This is a genomic window from Paraburkholderia sp. A3BS-1L (assembly GCF_051125215.1).
Lineage (GTDB): Bacteria > Pseudomonadota > Gammaproteobacteria > Burkholderiales > Burkholderiaceae > Paraburkholderia.
Map to the genome: position 1 here is coordinate 657,417 of NZ_CP120442.1, position 16,401 is coordinate 673,817.

The following is a 16,401-nucleotide window of genomic DNA, read 5'->3' on the forward strand; positions in this document are numbered from 1 at the left end:
GCTGCGTGCGCCCATACATCGTCCATTTCCGGGGCTGAATGTGCGTTGTCGCCACCGGATTGCCGTCGCGGCGAGTGAAGCCGGCACGCAAAGTCCACAGACGTCCGCAGACGTCCGCAGACGTCCGCAGAGGCGCCTCAGGTCTGCGCCCGTACGAAGCGCTCCGGAAAATGCGTGCGCAACGTGCGCGCGTCGAGCAGCGCGAGGTCCTTGTCGAGTTCAAGCGTGACGAGGCTGCGCGTTTGCGCGTCGAGCGCCTTGCGCAGCGCGCCGAGAAACGCCGGCGGCGCGGCCAGCACGAGCGTGCCGTAGCGGCCCGCGTGGCGCGCCTGGCCCAGCGTGGTCGCGACCTGCGAGGCGAACAGGCTGGTCTCGTGTTCGTGGTGCATGGTGTCGGGATCGCTCTGCTGGCGACCGGCGGTGGCGCGCTCGATGCGCCCCGAGCGGTCGGTCACGAGGCTCTGCTCGCGCACGCGGCCTTCCGGATGGAGCAGGGTTTCGATTTCCTCGATGGCCCCTTGCGGGGTTTCCGTCGCGAAGATGCGCGCGGTCACGCGGTTGGCGACGACGACCCAGATCATGTTCGACATGCGTGTCTCCCTGCCAGTGCCTCGGCGCAGTGGATGGCCGAAGCGGTGAGTGGACTCGCGCGGCGCGGCGCGAGTTTCAAGGGTAGCGCGTTCGCGGTTTGCGGTGGCGCGACATGGGCGAGTGCCGCATCGGGCGCGCCTCCTGCCGCGGCGTGGGTGAGGCGGCACGTTTGCGGCATGTCCGCGTCTTTCCGGATTTTGGGAGGATGATTCCAGCCGATGCCGGATTCTGTTTCCCTGCGGAAGGATCTATCTTGCAGGCTCCAGAGTGTGCAGCGAAGGAGCCGCAGATGAATACGTCCGCAATCCGCTATCCGAGCGACGTCGCGTTCACCCCCACCGTGAAGGCCATGCAGGCGCGCCTTGGCTCGCGCGACCTCTATGCGCGCATGGAAGCGCAACGCGGCTTCGGCACCGACCTCACGCCCGACGTGAGCACGTTCATCGAGGCGCAGCGCAGCGTGTTCCTCGCCACGGCGAACGCCGACGGCCAGCCCTACATCCAGCATCGCGGCGGTCCGGCAGGCTTCCTGCAGGTGCTGGACGCGCGCACCATCGCGTTCGCGGACTTCATCGGCAATCAGCAATACATCACCCTTGCTAATTTGACGGACAACCCGAAGGCGTATCTGTTCCTGATCGATTACGCGCGGCGCAGGCGCATCAAGATCTGGGGCGAGGCGCGCGTCGTGGAGGATGCGGCGCTGGTGCAGCGGCTCATGCCGGCGGGCTACAAGGCGCGCGCCGAGCGGGCGATCCGTTTTACGGTCACGGCGTGGGACAGCAATTGCCCGCAGCATATTCCGCAGCGTTTCGACGCACAGGACGTGAAGGCGGCGCTCGACGGGCGCGATGAACGGATCCGCGAGATGGAGACGGCGGCGCAGCGGCGCGAGGCGCGCGTGCGGGAACTGGAGGCGGAAGTGGCGCGGCTGCGGGAGTTCGCGCGCGGCTGAGGGTCAAACGGGCTGCAAGGTACGCAAAAACGTACGCAAAAACGTACACAAAAAACGCACTCGGCAAAACGAACGGAACCGGCCGCAAACATCGCTCAAGCGTCGTTGGCGGCCGGTTCCGGCGGTCAGGCGAGCTTACTTGGCTTTTTCGGCCGAATTCGTGATGGCGTTGCCGCCCTTCGAAAGATCCTGGCCGAAGCCGGCCATGGTGTTGCAGGCGGCCAGCGTGACAGTGAAGAGAGCGAGAGCAATCGCGAGATAGCGGCGCATTCTGGTTTTCCTTTTATGTTGACGACGACGGATTACGACGAATGTTCGGGCGCTCGCTGGGCTTGCCCGGCGGGGCCAGCGCGGCGCGTGCCGGAATTGTACGTGCGATCTGGGGACGTATGCGTAAGCACATATTTCCGCGGCATTTGCCCTTATTTGCTCAGATCCGCCGCTGATGCTTGCGCACCACGAGCCACTTGGGTGAGCGAAACCGCACGATGCTCACATAGAGCCAGACGTAAGTGAGCGCAAACACCACCACGAAGCAGAACAGGTGCAGCGTGTGGCGCCAGAACAGCGTGGCCGGAATCACGGCCACGAGGCATAGCAGCCACAGATACGGCGAAGTGAGCGAGTTGCGGCGCGTGAGTTCGCGCGCGGTGCGCGCGCCGACGGCCCAGCGCATCAGCCGCTTGTAGACGAGCATGTGCAGGTGCACGCCGTCGGGAATGCCCGGCGACATGCCGCGCACGAACTTCTTCCGGTAGATCGAGAAGCAGGTCTCGAAGATCGGGTACATGAAGAGCAGCACCGGGTACCACGCCGAGACGTCGCGGTTGCGCATCACCAGCAGGATCGCCAGCTCGCCGAGCATGAAGCCGATGAAGTATGCGCCGCCGTCGCCGAGAAAGATCAGGCCGGCCGGGAAGTTCCAGATGAAGAAGCCCAGCACCGCGCCCATCATGATGAACGAGGCCGAGAGCACGACCGCGTCGTGCACCTGGAACGCGACGTAGGCGAGCGAGGCGAACATCATGAACGCGACCATCGAGGCGAGGCCGTTGAAGCCGTCGATGATGTTGATCGCGTTGGCGAGCGCCGCCACGGCCAGCACGGTGATGGCGCAGGAAATGGCCGCGTACGAGAGCAGGAAGTCGAGCGGCGGCACGCTGATGCGGGTGACTGCGATGTCGAGCAGGAAGTACGCGAGCGCGGCGGCGGCCATGGTGCAGACGAGGCGCGCGAGCGGCGAGACTTTCTTCGTGAGGTCCTCGACGAGCCCGGACGCGAACGCGGGCAGCCCGCACGCGACGATGCCGAGAATGCCGCCCGACACGGCCGGATACGTGAAATGCAGCTGCGCCGCCGCGACGATGAGCCCGACGAGGATGCCCGTGCCGCCGATGCGCGGCACGGGTCGCGCGTGGAATTTCTGCACGCCGGCGAGGTCGGAGTCGACGGAGAATTTTTCATGCAGATGCGCGTAACGCACGATCAGCAGCGTGACCAGCAGCGAGACAAGAAAGCCGAGTGCGAAACTAAGCATGAAAGGTGAACGCAGGGCAGGAAGACGGAATCCACGATTATACAAAGGCGGCGGGGCGCGTCCGGTGCGCGGCCCGTGCCGAAGGCGCGCGGGCGTGGCGCCGGCTCGCCGCGCGCAGCTTCGAAACCCGGCGCGCACCCTTGTGCCATGATGGCCGGACCTTCATTTGACGGGATCCGCCCATGCCCCATTCCGCCTGGGTCCGCGAAGCGATCCGCAAGATCGACGCGGACTTCAACCGCTCCGCCGATACGCATCTCGTGCCGCTCGACCTGCCGGGCTATCCCGCTCTGCGCTTCTATTTGAAGGACGAGTCGAGCCATCCCACCGGAAGCCTCAAGCACCGTCTCGCGCGCTCGCTGTTTCTCTACGCGCTGTGCAACGGCTGGCTTCACGGGAAGAGCACCGTGGTGGAGGCGTCGAGCGGCTCGACCGCGATTTCCGAAGCCTACTTCGCGCGCTTGCTCGGGCTGCCGTTCGTCGCGGTGATCCCGGCCAGCACGTCGCGCCAGAAGATCGAGGAGATCGAGTTCTACGGCGGGCGCTGCCATCTCGTGAACAAGGCCTCGGAGATCTACGAGGAGTCGCACCGCATCGCGCAGTCGCTGGGCGGCCACTTTATGGATCAGTTTACCTACGCCGAGCGCGCGACCGACTGGCGCGCCAACAACAACATCGCCGAATCGATTTTCCGGCAGATGGCGGCCGAGGAGCATCCCGTGCCGGCGTGGCTCGTATCGAGCGGCGGCACCGGCGGCACGATCGCCACGCTCGGGCGCTACGTGCGCTACACGCGGCACCTCACGCGCGTGCTTTGCGCCGACCCCGAGAACTCGGTGTTCTTCGACTATTTCCGCAGTGTGCTGGCGGGGCGGCCCGAGGCCGGGCTCACGCATGACACCGGCTCGCGCGTGGAGGGCATCGGCCGCCCGCGTGTGGAGCGCTCGTTCATTCCCACCTGCATCGACGCCATGGCGAAGGTGCCCGACGCGCTCTCGTTCGCGGCCATGCGTTACCTGGCGGGGCGGCTCGGCAAGCGCGTGGGCGGCTCGACGGGAACGAACTTTGTCGGCGTGCTGTGGCTGGCCGAGCGCATGAAGGCGCGCGGCGAGTCGGGCTCGATCGTGAGCCTCTTGTGCGACAGCGGCGAGCGCTACCGGTCGACCTATTACGACGACGCATGGTTCGCGGCCCAGGGCATCGATCTCACGAGCGCCGAGGGGTGGATCGCGCGGGCCGTGAACGGCGAGCCGGTGTTCGCCTTGGGCGTGGCAGGCGGGGTGCAGTCCGCCGGGCTGTAGCGCGGGCCGAAAGGCGGGGCGCGCGCATGATAGTATGGCGCCCGCGCCGGGGCGGGAGCCCCGGGAGCCCCGCAAGCCCATCGCGGGCGCGATCGAACCCCGCGCTCAAACTCATACGCCCGCGCTCGCGGGCTCGTCATTGCCGATGCCTCAGGATCACTCGCAAGATCAAGGACCCGCCGAACGCAGCGAGCCACGCGCGAACGACGCTTCGCGCCCGCTCGTCTCGATGCTGCTGATTGCCTATAACCAGGCGGATGTGGTGGCCGACGCCATCGCCGGTGCGCTGGCCCAGACCTGGTCGCCGCTGGAAATCCTGATCTCCGACGATTGCTCGACCGACGGCACGTGGGCCGCCATCGAAGCGGCCGTGCGCGATTATCGCGGCCCGCATCGGCTCGTGCTCAACCGCAATGAGCGGAACGCGGGCATCAGCGCGCATCTCTCGAAGCTCGCCGCCATGAGCCAGGGCGACCTGCTCGTGGTGACCGCCGGCGACGACGTCTCGGTGCCCGAGCGCTGCGCGCGCCTCGTCGATTGCTGGAACGCGCTGGGGCGGCGTCCGGACCTCATCGCTTCCGACCTCGAAGAGTTCGAGAGCGCTGCGGGGCAGGCGGGCCGCATCGCGCCCACCGATCTCGACCAGTACAAGAATTTCGACGACTGGGCGCGCGAGCGCCCGTGGCTGGTGGGCGCGGCGCATGCATGGTCGCGGCGTCTGTTCGAGCGCTTCGGGCCGATGCTGCCAGGCGCCATGGCCGAAGACCAGATCATGACGTTTCGCGCGATCATGTCGGGCGGCGCGCACAGCCTGCGCGAGCCGCTCGTGCGCTACCGGCGCGGCGGGCTTTCGGGCAAGAGGCGCTATCGCACCGTCGAGCAGTTCATTGCGCGCGTGAAGCTCACCACGGCGTTCGGCCTCGTCGAGTCGGAGCAGTTTCAGCACGATGCGCAGATTGCGGGCGTTGGCGAGCCGATGCGCGCGCTGCTCGTGCCCAAGCTCGCGCGCGAACACTACGCGCGCGACGTGTTCGCGGCGCGCGGCTTCGGCGCGAAGCTCGGACTGATGCTGCGCGCGCCGGGTGTGAAGATGGGCTTCAAGGTCCGCATGTTCTTCTACGCCGCCTGCCCCTGCGTGTACCGGCCGTTTTTCGCGCTGCGCAATTTCGTGAAGCGTTGACGTCGCGACCAGGCTCAGGAGCGGGGCTGGCCACCAAGGGTTACTTCGAGCAGGACCGGGTGATCGGGTACGGCCACGCCGAGCTTGCGCACCTCCCGGTGGGTGGCGAGCGGTGCCGCCGATACACTCGGATCGTAAAGGTCGACGCGGCTCGCTGTCGCTCCAAAGTCGACTTCCACATTCGCGGGTGGGCTCGTGAGCGGGGCGCCTGCCGCGCGATCCCAAATCCGCGTTTCATTCCACAGTACCAGCACGACGCGGCCGTCCTTCTTCTGCAGCAGCAGACTGTTTGCCGACACCGGCATGCCAGATAGCGACCAGGCCAATGTGCCCGGCACTGCCCCATTGGCCCGATGCACGGCGTCCGCCCGCAGAATCGACGTGAGATTGCGGATCGCGTGAGCCACGGGCTTCGGGCTGTTGTCGTTGCGAAAAAGACCGAAGTGCATCTCGTTGTTTTTCTTCTGCGGATCGGGCTTCTGGTCCAGGAGTTCATAGACATAGGTCCGCTTCACGCCTGCCGCCGCCGCGCCCATATAGCCATTGAGGATGCCTTTGGCCTGCGTCGGCTCATCGACACCCAGCATGTACCAGCCAGACTGGGGCATCGAGAAGTATCCGAATTCGGTAATCACGATCGGCAGTTGGAACTTCTTGACGCTGTCGATGGCATTGCCCAGCCACCTGTCGCCGTTTGCCTCGTAGGACGGCTGTTCGCCGTTTTGCGGATAGAAGTGCTGGTTCGCGTAATCGGCGGCGTTCGCGCGGGACTCGACCGGCCTGGTTTCGTAGCCAGTGAGGTCGTAGACGCTCACGCCCGCGAGTTCCGGGCTGGCGTGTACGCGCGTATAGATCTCGCGCTGGACGGCGAGTCCGGCGGGGGTGCCGGTAAGGCCGCGATAGGTGGGCGGCCAGTTATTGATCTCGTTTAAGCCTTCGACGCTCGCGATGCTGCCGGGCACTGCTGTGCTCAGGCGCGCGATTTGTTCGATCGACTCGGTGATGTCCCCATGTACGAGGAAGTCGAATTTGACGCCGCGCTGCGCGAGATAGACATAGCTCGAGAACGGCGCGGCTCCGCTGGCCGGCGACGCGTCGCGAACATGACGAATGCCCAGCCACGCCAGATCGTCGGCGATGTTCTGCACATTCGCGTAGGCGCCGTCCGTGTAATTGACGTGCGTGTTGACGGCAAGCGTGTCGAGGAAAGCGTCGGCGGGCATTACGCGCATCGCATCGCTTCCCTGCGCCAACGATGCGCACGCGAGCGCGCCAAGGATCACGAAAACATGCGCCATGCGCGTGCCAGGCTGCAAGCGCCAGCGGGTGATGCACGAGTATCGGGAACGATGCCGGACGGCTGCGCGAGCAAGCAGGCTGTAACGAGTTACTAAGGAATCCTTCACGGCGCATTCCTCGCGTGGTGCGACTGCCGGTTTCGAGCATCTTGCTTCACGCGGGCGTCGCTGAACCGCTGTTTCTGCGGCGCAGACATTTTGACGTGTCCTGGAGTCCTCGTGTGTGGGATCGCGAACGGATGCGCATGACAAGTCATGCGCATATTTCAGTTGCAACCCATCTCCCGCTGGCGACCGGCCCCCGTGCACAGAAGCACACAGGGGCGCACGCATGAATGCATATGCGCGCCGCGCTTGCGGATTCGCACGCTACTGCGCGGACCGCATTCGTATTCAGAATTGACGTGGCGAATACGCTGCGCATTCAACCATCAAGGCATCTGAACACGATCGTGCGAAGTTGGTGGGATTGCGCACGGATCCCGGCGTGCCCGTTTCGTATCGTGTTGTTGTGGCTTATCAGGTCGTTCTCTCGCAGCAGCCTATCGCGACCGACCACGACAGTCTGACGAATACGACTCGCACTGGGGTAGGGATATGTCTGAACTAACGCAGCGCGCGATCGACATCGCGCTGATTGTGCTTGGCGCAGTAGGCGCAGTCCACCTGAACCCGAATTTTGCGCATGCAGGTGCCGTGCATCACCCTGACCCTACGCTGGTGGCGTTCTGCGCAGCGCTCGCCTTGTCGGTTTTCCCGGCCTGTGGGACCTATGGTTCGCGCGGCAGTCGTTCGCTTTTCAGCGTTGCGGGCCGCACGGCGCTCGCCTGGCTCGCCGTGCAGTTCTGTGGGCTCGTGCTGCTTTACGCAATTCATCATGATCATCTGCTGTCGTTGCCGTGGTTCATCTACTGGACGCTGACGACCGGCATTGCCCTGCTGGCGTCGCACACGCTGTTCTTTGCGGAATTCAGCGTGCTGCGGCTCACGCGTGCGTGGTGGCGCCGCGAGCCGCTCGAGATCGCACCGCGCAGTGCGGTGCGCAGTGCCGTCCTTGGACATGCGATGAAGCGGATCTTCGACATCGTCGCTGCGATGGCAGGCATCGTCGTACTTTTGCCGGTGCTTCTTGTCATCGCGCTATTGGTCAGGCTCGACGGCGGGCCCGCGTTGTATGGGCATACCCGCGTGGGGCGTCACGGCAAGACATTTCGTTGTCTGAAGTTTCGGTCTATGGTCGTCAACTCGGAGCAGGTGCTCAAGGAACTACTCGCGAACGATCCCGAGGCGCGTGCCGAATGGGAGCGCGAATTCAAGCTCAAGAACGACGTGCGTGTGACGCGGATCGGCCACTTTCTGCGGCGCACGAGCCTCGACGAACTGCCGCAAATCTGGAACGTGCTGCGCGGCGAAATGAGCTTTGTCGGGCCGAGGCCGGTTATCGATCAGGAACTGGAGCGCTACGGCGAGGCCAGCCAGTACTACCTGATGGTGACGCCCGGGATCACTGGTCTGTGGCAGGTGAGCGGACGCAATGACATCGACTACGCGACACGGGTACTGCTGGACGTCTCCTACGTGAAAAACTGGACCTTCCGCACGGACATGGGAATTCTGTTCAAGACCTTCTTCGTGGTGATTCATGGTCACGGCGCGTATTGAGCAGCGTAAGGACGCGGCCAGATAAGGATGCGGGCTTCCTGGAACATCGGGAACGCCCCGCGTGTGGGCAACGGGGATGGATGTAGCGGGATGTGGAGTATCGCAATGGGACTGAATGCGAAGCAGTCGAGCGGAGTGGCTCCCGCGTGCGTTGCGCACAATCGCGCAGTGTCGGCAATGTTGCGGCGCCAGGCCGCGTGTGTCGCCTGGCTGGCGCTCGCGGGGTTGGGCGGTTGCGCGTTGGCGCCGGGCATGACGGCCAGTGCGCCACCAGGCGGTGCCGCAGCCACGGCCAGTACGGTATCCGGCTCGCAGGTGCCGGACAGCATGGTGGCCAAGGGGGTCGTGGGTGCGCCACCCGGCCAGGTCATAGAGATCACGAGCCATCTAGTGGAAAAAGAGGCCGAGCAGCGGCCCAAGGGCATTCCCGCCGATGTGGAGAAGCTCTTTGCCACGCCCAAGCCATACGAGATCGGTCCGGGGGACATTCTCAGCATCGTGGTGTGGGACCATCCCGAGCTCAACCTGCCTTTTGCGGGTGGCGGCGCCGATGCCGCCAATGGTGCCAGTTCTGTCGCTCCGGGCTATACCGTCGATACCAACGGCTTTATTCAGTATGCCTATATAGGGCCATTGAAGGTTGAGGGTCTCTCGGAAATGGGCGTGCGAGATGTCCTTGCGGCGAAGCTCGCGCGCTACGTGCGTGAGCCGCAAGTCACCGTGCGCATCCAGACCTACCGCAGCAAACGCGTCTATCTGGATGGGGAAGTCAAAACGCCGGGCGTGGAAGTGCTCAACGACCGGCCCATGACTTTGCCGGAGGCGATCAACCGGGCGGGCGGATTCACCAACAACGCCGACCGTTCGCATGTCGCGGTGACACGTGGGGACACCACCGTGGAAGTGGACATGCCCGACATGATTCGCAAGGGCTTCAATCCTGATCGCGTCGTTCTGCGCGACGGCGACCTCGTGCGCGTCTATGCGCAGACGGACAGCAAGGTATTCGTGGTCGGCGAGGTGGAACGCCCCGGCGGTGTGGTCTTCAACAATGGACATATGTCACTGAACGAGGCGCTCGGCAACGCGGGCGGGATCAATCAGGCGTCGGGCGATGCCTCGCAGGTTTATGTCGTGCGTGGTCGCGATACCGGCAAGCCGGTCGTTTTTCATCTCGATGCCAGCAATGCCGCCGCGATGGCCACGGCCGATTCGTTTGATCTGAAGCCCAACGACGTCGTTTTCGTCGATACGTCAGCGCTCGTGAAGTGGAGCCGCGTCATCAGCCTGATTTTGCCCACGACCCAAGCCGCCGCGGCCAGCCGAGCGGTGGGTTTTTGATGGCGGCATGAACGCGCGCCCGCCACGGCAGCGCGTCACCGTATAAAGAGGAAAAGATGATTCGTCGCGATTACATGCTTGAGGGCCCTGCCGAGGTGGTTTTACCGCAGGCGCCCGAGGGCGGGCATATGAGCAATCTGCTCGACGTGCTGTACGCGGGACGCCGGACGATCCTGATCGTGACGGCGATCTTCACGCTGATCGGCTGCACGTATGCGCTGCTGGCGCCCGCTGTCTACCAATCGGACATGCTCATCCAGGTGGAGGAAGGGCAGAACCCTGCAAAAACGGCACTCGCCGACCTTTCCGCGCAGTTTGCGATGAAGACCGCAGCCACGGCAGAGATAGAAGTGTTGCGCTCGCGGCTGGTCGTATCGTCGGCGGTGAATGCGACGAAACTTTATATCCGCGCGACGCCGCACTATTTTCCGCTCGTGGGTCGCTGGGCCGCGCGACATCTGAATCTGAACGGATGGTCGGGATGGGGCGGTTACGCGTGGACCGACGAAGCCATCGACGTGACGCAATTCGATGTGCCGGATCGCCTGTACGGCAGCCCATTCCTCCTGACTTATCAGGGCGACGGCGCTTATACACTGTCCTCCGGCAGCATCAGGCTCGAAGGGCGTGTGGGCGAACCGCTTCACGCGCAGGCTGTGGGCGGTGCGATCGATCTTCTGGTGAACCGTATCGATGGGCAGCCAGGAACGACCTTTGATCTGATGCGCCTGTCCGAACTGCGTGCAATCCAGTCCTTGCAGACCGCGCTGATGATTTCTGAAAAAGGCAAGGAATCGGATGTTATAGGCGTTGCGCTGGAAGGCGACGACCCGGTCCTCACCAGCACCATTCTCAACGCGATCGGCACTGAATATATCCGGCAGAACGCGCAGCGCACGCAGGAGGAAGCGCAGAAGTCCATTGCCTTTCTCGACCAGCAACTCCCGATGCTCAAGGCGCAGCTCGAGAAAGCCGAGAACGAGTACAACACGTTCCGCTCGCAGCATGGCGCGGTGAATCTGGGCGCCGAAGCGACGGCGTTGTTGCAAAGCTCGGCACTCGCCCAGCAGCGCATCGCCGATCTGCGCCAGCAGCGCGCGCAGTTGATGGCCCGCTTCACGCCGGACAATCCTGCCGTGGTCGCCGTGGACGGACAACTGGCCGAAGCGCAGAAGTCGCTCGCCGACCTTGTGGGGCAGACGCGTGCGCTGCCGCCGGTGGAGCAGGGCCTCGTGCGCCTGCAGCGGGAAGTGACTGTCGATACGAACATCTATACGAACCTGCTGAACAACCGCGAGCAGATGCGTCTGCTAAAGGCCGGCCGCGTGTCGAACGTGCGCATGATCGACGCTGCGGTGCCAGGGGAACAACCCGTTCGGCCCAAGCGTGCCGTTCTGGTGGTCGCGGCGTTCTTCACTGGCCTTTTTGTCGGTGCCGCCATCGTGCTGCTGCGTCAACGGCTCAACCGCGGCGTGTCCATGGTGGACGAAATTGAAGTGCACACCGGCCTGGCCGTTTATGCAGCTGTGCCGCGCAGCCGCATCCAGCAATCCCTTACGCGGCGTCTGCCGCGCACGGCTCCGGGCGTAAACACGGTGCTCGCACGTACGGCCGTGTTCGATGCAGCGGTTGAAAGTCTGCGAAGCTTCCGCAGTGCGCTCGAATATTCGCTGGCCGATGCGGCTAATCGTGTCGTGCTGCTGGCGGGGCCGACGCCCATGGTGGGCAAGTCGTTCGTCTCGGTCAATCTGGCGGCGGTGTTTGGCGCATCTGGCAAGCGGGTGCTGTTGATCGACGCCGATCTGCGGCGTGGCTCGCTGAACCGCCACGTCGGTGTGCCAAGCGCCCCCGGCGTGACGGACATCGTCGACCGCAGTCAGAACTTCGGCGACGCGGTGCGCCGCGAAGTCATGCCAGGCGTCGACTTCATCCCGACGGGCGGCTACGTGACCAATGCGAGCGAGCTGCTGCGCGAAGACAGTTTCACGGAGTTCGTGGCTTGGGCCAATGACGCATACGACCTCGTGCTGATCGACGCGCCGCCGATTTTGCCGGTCGCGGATGCGGGGATCGTCGGCAAGCTCGCGGGCACGGTGTTCGTGGTCGCGCGCCAGGGCGCCACGAGCGTGGCCGATCTGCGCGAGTCCGTGCGCCGCCTGGAACAGGTTGGCGTACCGATTCGCGGCGTGATCTTCAACGACATGACATCGCGCCCTGGCCGCTACGGCAACCAGTACGGCACGTACGGCTACGCTAGCTACGGGTTTTCGAAGGACATGGGGCCGGCGAACCGGTAAGCGCATCTGGATTTATGTCGCAGTACGAATTTGACCGGCTGTGCGGCGCAAGCCGTGCAGCCGGCAAATTTCCCGAGCTTTAGCTCATCTCCCGGATTCAACCGCCGAGCGATCTCCAACGCTACCCGTGCAAGGACCGCGCAACGTGGTTCGCAAACTGACGTCGGATGCGCGGCGGCGAACATTTTTACTCATGCGCGTCGGTCACACTCTGGATCAATGACTGGCATCATGTGAGCCCGTCTAGTCCGGTCGTTTTTGGCAAGGTGACCTTGCGGGCGGAAGGTGACCGGGCCTGAACGATGTCCTGGAATCCGTCGATGAAACCCGTAGGCTTTCCCAATCTGCTGATCAATGGCCGTTTCCTCGCTCGCCGCGCGACGGGGGTCGATCGCTTTGCCTTCGAAACGATTCGTGCTCTTGACCAGATGCTCGAGGCTCGCGAGCCGCTGGTCGCCGAAGTGCGGGCTGAAATCGTCGTGCCGGAAGCCGTGGCAGGCATGGTGAATCCGTTTCGGTATGTCAGGCTTCGGGCGAGCGGTAAAGGCGGCGGCCTGCGCTGGGAGCAGTTCGCGTTGCCGCAGGCAGCGCGCGGGAGGCTGCTGCTCAATCTATGCAATTCGGGGCCGCTGCTGTGCAGGCGCCAGGTGACGGTGCTGCACGATGCGGCGCCAGCACGCGTTCCCGACAGCTACAGTCGGTCCTTCGTGGCCTGGTACCGCCTGATGGTGCCGCACCTCGGCCGCGTGTCGCAGCGGGTGATCACCGTGTCGGAGTTCTCGCGGCGCGAGCTATGCGACGCTTACCGGATTCCAGTCGGAAAGATCGGTGTAGTGCCTGAGAGCGGCGAACATATGTTGCGCGTGCAACAAGATGAAGCGGAAGTCACGCCTACGCTGAACGGGCGTCCGTTCGTGCTCGCGGTGGGAAGCCTCAACCGACACAAGAATTTTCAACTCGTCGCCGAGGCTGCGCGCCTGATTCCCGACGCGCAGTTCGACATCGTGGTCGTGGGCGGGGGCGATTCACGGGTCTATGGCAGTGGCCAGGATGCGCTGCCCGGGTTCGTGAAGCACCTCGGTTATGTGAGCGATGGCGCGTTGGCCGCGCTGTACAGGCGCGCAGCATGTTTCGTGTACCCGTCGCGCTACGAAGGCTTCGGGCTGCCGCCCGTCGAGGCGCTGGCGCTCGGCTGTCCCGTCATCGCTTCGCGCTTGCCTGCGGTGCAGGAGGCGTGCGGCGATGCGATTCTCTACACCTCGCCAGACGATCCAACCGAGCTCGCGCACCTGCTCGAACGGATCACGGGCGACGCCGCGTTGCGTGCAAGTCTGCGCGAGCGTGGTCGTGCGCGGACCGCGGAACTGACCTGGCGCGCCACAGTCGTCAAACTGATCGAGGAGATTTCGCCGTGGCTAATGTAACCCTCGCTCCCCCGCTTGCGAACGACACGCGCCGTTTCGGACGAGTGGCGCTCGTGCACGACTGGCTCACCGCCTACGCGGGCTCCGAGAAGGTCGTCGAGCAGATTCTTCAATTGTTTCCGCACGCCGATCTCTACAGTATCGTTGACTTTTTCCCCGAGTCGCAGCGCAGTGCATTGGGCGGAAAACATGCGACGACCTCGTTCATTCAGCATCTGCCTCGTGCGCGCAGAGCGTTTCGCAACTATCTCCCGCTCATGCCGCTGGCGATCGAACAGTTCGATCTCTCGTCCTACGATCTGGTGATTTCTTCGAGCCACGCGGTGGCCAAGGGCGTGTTGACCGGCCCGGATCAGGTTCATGTGAGCTACGTGCATTCACCCATTCGCTACGCTTGGGATTTGCAGCATCAATATCTGGCCGAAGCCGGCCTCGAGCGCGGGGTGAAGAGCTGGATCGCGCGCTCCCTGCTTCATTACATGCGCATCTGGGATCAGCGCACGGCGCATGGCGTCGATGCCTTTATCGCCAATTCGGCCTTCGTGGGGCGGCGCATCCGCAAGGTCTACGGCAGCGAAGCTGTCGTCGTTTATCCACCGGTTGACGTCGAGCGGTTCGAATTGCGCACGCAGCATGAGGACTTCTATCTCACGGCCTCGCGTATGGTGCCGTACAAGCGTGTTCCGCTCCTCGTCGAGGCGTTCTCAGCAATGCCCTCGCGGCATCTCGTGGTGATCGGCGAAGGCCCCGATCTGGCGCGCGCCGGTGCAGCGGCGGCGGGCAACGTGACGCTGCTTGGCTATCAGCCGGATGCGGTACTGGTCGACTATATGCAGCGCGCACGGGCGTTTGTCTTCGCGGCGGAAGAGGATTTCGGCATCTCGGTGGTCGAGGCGCAAGCCTGCGGGACGCCGGTCATTGCGTTTGGCCGTGGCGGTGTGCGGGAAATCGTCATCGATTCGACGGATCCGGAACGCAGTACCGGGCTCTTTTTCGGCGAGCAGAACGTGGCATCGATTGTCGATGCGGTGGAGCGCTTCGAGCAGCATCAGCCGTTCCGCCCGGACGTGTGCCGCCGCAATGCCATGCGCTTTGCGGCGGACCGTTTCAGGCGTGAATTCCTGAGTGTCGTCGAGCGCGCAATGGAGGGCAACGAGGCGCCCAGCGAGCCGCCGGCCCGGCGTTGGCGTTCTGCCTGAAGCAGCGCGAGACGAGAGCGTTTGCGCACGTACGCGCGTGCAGTCGGATGGGGGCGAGGCAAGTGGGACTGTCGATATTCGGAATCGTAGTCATCGTCAGCGGATTGGCGGCGCTTTATGCGTCGTATCGCGGCGCGATCTACGGGATGGCGGTGTTCGCGCTATTCGGATGCGCGCTTGCGCTGTCGTTGGGCGCGACGGGTGTGATGCCGGCGCAACTCTTTCTCGCCTTCTTCGCGCTGAGGGCCTTCAATCTCGTCGGTGGGCGCAAGCTTGCTGACGCATTCTCTTTGGACAAGCCAGGATTTTGGCTGCTCTGCACCTGCGTGTGGGGAGTCGCAGGCGCCATCGTGCTGCCGCGGTTGCTGGCCGGCTCTACGCTGGTGTTCCCGGTCGATCGCGATGCCACCGGTGCCGGCCAGGACATCCTGCTGCGTCCGCTCGCGCCTGTTTCGGGGAATTTGTCGCAGGCAGTCTATTGCATTGCAGACACGCTGGTGTATTGCTGCATGTACGCGTTTCTGCAATTTCGCGGTGTGTACCGCACGCTCGCGAACGCGATTCTTCTGCTCACCGCGCTGGATGTGCTCGCCGGCGTGATCGATATTGCGTCGCACGCTGTTGGCGTAGACGCGCTTTCATTCGTGAAGACAGCACAGTTCGGCTACCTGACCGGCGTCGAGATGGACGGATTGGTCCGTATCAGCGGGACATTCAGCGAAACGTCGGGCTTTTCGGGCTTCACGGTTCCGCTCTTTGTCTTTTGTCTCAATCTCTGGCTGGTCGGCTTTCGTCCAAAACTGTCGGGCATGCTAGCCGCCTCGTCGGGGGCGCTGCTGTTGCTGTCCACTTCAGGGAGCGCCTATGTAGGGCTCAGTGGGTATCTGGTCGTGCTGCTGTTTGGTCGGCCCCAGCGCGTCGCACGCGCCGCTTCCGCGCGCAAGCACCGTATGTGGATCATGGGCCTGTGCCTGGGTGTGCTTGGGGCGCTCTATGTCGTGCTTTTCCTCCCCGCGGTGGCCGACGCGCTCGCGCAATTCGTCGACACCACGATATTGAGCAAGGCCGCTAGCTCGTCGGGCGTCGAACGAATGGGGTGGAACGCTCAGGGCGTGACCAATTTCTTCGATACCTACGGAATTGGTGTCGGCCTCGGCAGCATTCGCGCGTCGAGTTTCCTCGTAGTGCTGCTGGCAAGCCTCGGCATCGTGGGGGTCGTCTGCTATGGGCTATTCATCGGCAAAACGCTGTTCTCGCCGGTGTCGCCCCAGTACCCGTTCACAGAGCGCGCGGTTTGCTACGCAGCGCGGCATAGCACGATCTCGGCGTTGATCGTCGCTTCGGCGTCTGGCGGGGTATTCGAGCTTGGAGTGTGCTTCTACCTGATTGCGGCTGCGGCAGGCGCGCTCTCGCTGGCGCCACGACGCGTGCCCAAGCCGCGAACAACAGTCCGCTACGGACACGTGAACAATGAGGTAAGCGATGGAATCGAGTGTCAGCCCGGGGGAAACCGTGTCGAGAAAATGCATCCAGCCGTCGCCCGGAAAAGCGCCAAGAATCTGCCTGATTTTCGCCACGCGGGGCCGCGCAGAACTCCTTAAGCATGTCATCGCTTC

General features: G+C 64.0%; 13 protein-coding genes. 9 read left to right on the forward strand and 4 right to left on the reverse strand.

The genetic code is table 11. The annotated features are described in order from the left end of the window. Nucleotides 1–137: 137 nt before the first annotated feature. The gene (locus tag P5W99_RS02970) at nt 138–590 is read right to left on the reverse strand and encodes a host attachment protein (RefSeq protein WP_421023180.1); all 453 of its coding nucleotides are present in this window, start codon (nt 588–590) and stop codon (nt 138–140) included. A gap of 290 nt (nt 591–880) precedes the next feature. Between P5W99_RS02970 and P5W99_RS02975 the strand changes: the two genes are divergently transcribed. Further along, nucleotides 881–1,546 (forward strand): pyridoxamine 5'-phosphate oxidase family protein, encoded by a 666-nt coding sequence (locus tag P5W99_RS02975; RefSeq protein WP_421042448.1) that lies wholly within the window; start codon nt 881–883, stop codon nt 1,544–1,546. Between the two features lie 135 nt (nt 1,547–1,681). Here P5W99_RS02975 and P5W99_RS02980 read toward each other — a convergent pair whose 3' ends face one another. Further along, nucleotides 1,682–1,816 carry an entericidin A/B family lipoprotein gene (locus tag P5W99_RS02980; RefSeq protein ID WP_035526646.1) on the reverse strand — a complete coding sequence of 45 codons (135 nt, stop codon included), beginning with the start codon at nt 1,814–1,816 and terminating at the stop codon, nt 1,682–1,684. A gap of 160 nt (nt 1,817–1,976) precedes the next feature. Continuing rightward, entirely contained in the window at nt 1,977–3,083 is a 1,107-nt protein-coding gene (locus P5W99_RS02985; RefSeq protein WP_421042447.1) for an MraY family glycosyltransferase, read from the reverse strand. A gap of 182 nt (nt 3,084–3,265) precedes the next feature. On the opposite strand from P5W99_RS02985, the gene P5W99_RS02990 reads away from it, so the two are divergent. Both P5W99_RS02990 and P5W99_RS02995 read left to right on the forward strand, forming a co-directional pair. Continuing rightward, a complete protein-coding gene (locus tag P5W99_RS02990; protein WP_434661718.1) occupies nt 3,266–4,384 on the forward strand; it encodes a PLP-dependent cysteine synthase family protein in 1,119 nt (372 codons plus the stop codon). 145 nt (nt 4,385–4,529) lie between these two features. Continuing rightward, nucleotides 4,530–5,564: a glycosyltransferase family 2 protein gene (locus tag P5W99_RS02995; RefSeq protein ID WP_421042445.1), complete on the forward strand. Its 1,035-nt coding sequence runs from the start codon at nt 4,530–4,532 to the stop codon at nt 5,562–5,564. A 14-nt stretch (nt 5,565–5,578) separates the two neighbouring features. Here P5W99_RS02995 and P5W99_RS03000 read toward each other — a convergent pair whose 3' ends face one another. Further along, nucleotides 5,579–6,862, reverse strand: coding sequence for a calcium-binding protein (locus P5W99_RS03000; RefSeq protein WP_421042444.1), 1,284 nt, complete (start codon nt 6,860–6,862; stop codon nt 5,579–5,581). Nucleotides 6,863–7,459: 597 nt separating this feature from the next. Here P5W99_RS03000 and P5W99_RS03005 point away from each other — a divergent pair. The 6 genes from P5W99_RS03005 (at nt 7,460) to P5W99_RS03030 (ending at nt 16,386) form a co-directional block, all read left to right on the forward strand. Continuing rightward, nucleotides 7,460–8,524 (forward strand): sugar transferase, encoded by a 1,065-nt coding sequence (locus tag P5W99_RS03005; RefSeq protein ID WP_421042443.1) that lies wholly within the window; start codon nt 7,460–7,462, stop codon nt 8,522–8,524. Nucleotides 8,525–8,764: 240 nt separating this feature from the next. Next, nucleotides 8,765–9,865, forward strand: a complete 1,101-nt coding sequence (locus tag P5W99_RS03010; protein ID WP_421042442.1) for a polysaccharide biosynthesis/export family protein — start codon at nt 8,765–8,767, stop codon at nt 9,863–9,865. Between the two features lie 56 nt (nt 9,866–9,921). Continuing rightward, the gene (locus P5W99_RS03015) at nt 9,922–12,162 is read left to right on the forward strand and encodes a polysaccharide biosynthesis tyrosine autokinase (protein WP_421042441.1); all 2,241 of its coding nucleotides are present in this window, start codon (nt 9,922–9,924) and stop codon (nt 12,160–12,162) included. Between the two features lie 320 nt (nt 12,163–12,482). Further along, nucleotides 12,483–13,586, forward strand: a complete 1,104-nt coding sequence (locus tag P5W99_RS03020) for a glycosyltransferase family 4 protein (protein ID WP_421042440.1) — start codon at nt 12,483–12,485, stop codon at nt 13,584–13,586. Then, nucleotides 13,574–14,785: a glycosyltransferase family 4 protein gene (locus P5W99_RS03025; protein WP_421042439.1), complete on the forward strand. Its 1,212-nt coding sequence runs from the start codon at nt 13,574–13,576 to the stop codon at nt 14,783–14,785. Before P5W99_RS03020 ends, P5W99_RS03025 begins: the two co-directional genes overlap by 13 nt. A 206-nt stretch (nt 14,786–14,991) precedes the next feature. Then, a complete protein-coding gene (locus tag P5W99_RS03030; RefSeq protein WP_434661722.1) occupies nt 14,992–16,386 on the forward strand; it encodes a hypothetical protein in 1,395 nt (464 codons plus the stop codon). Nucleotides 16,387–16,401 lie beyond the last annotated feature (15 nt).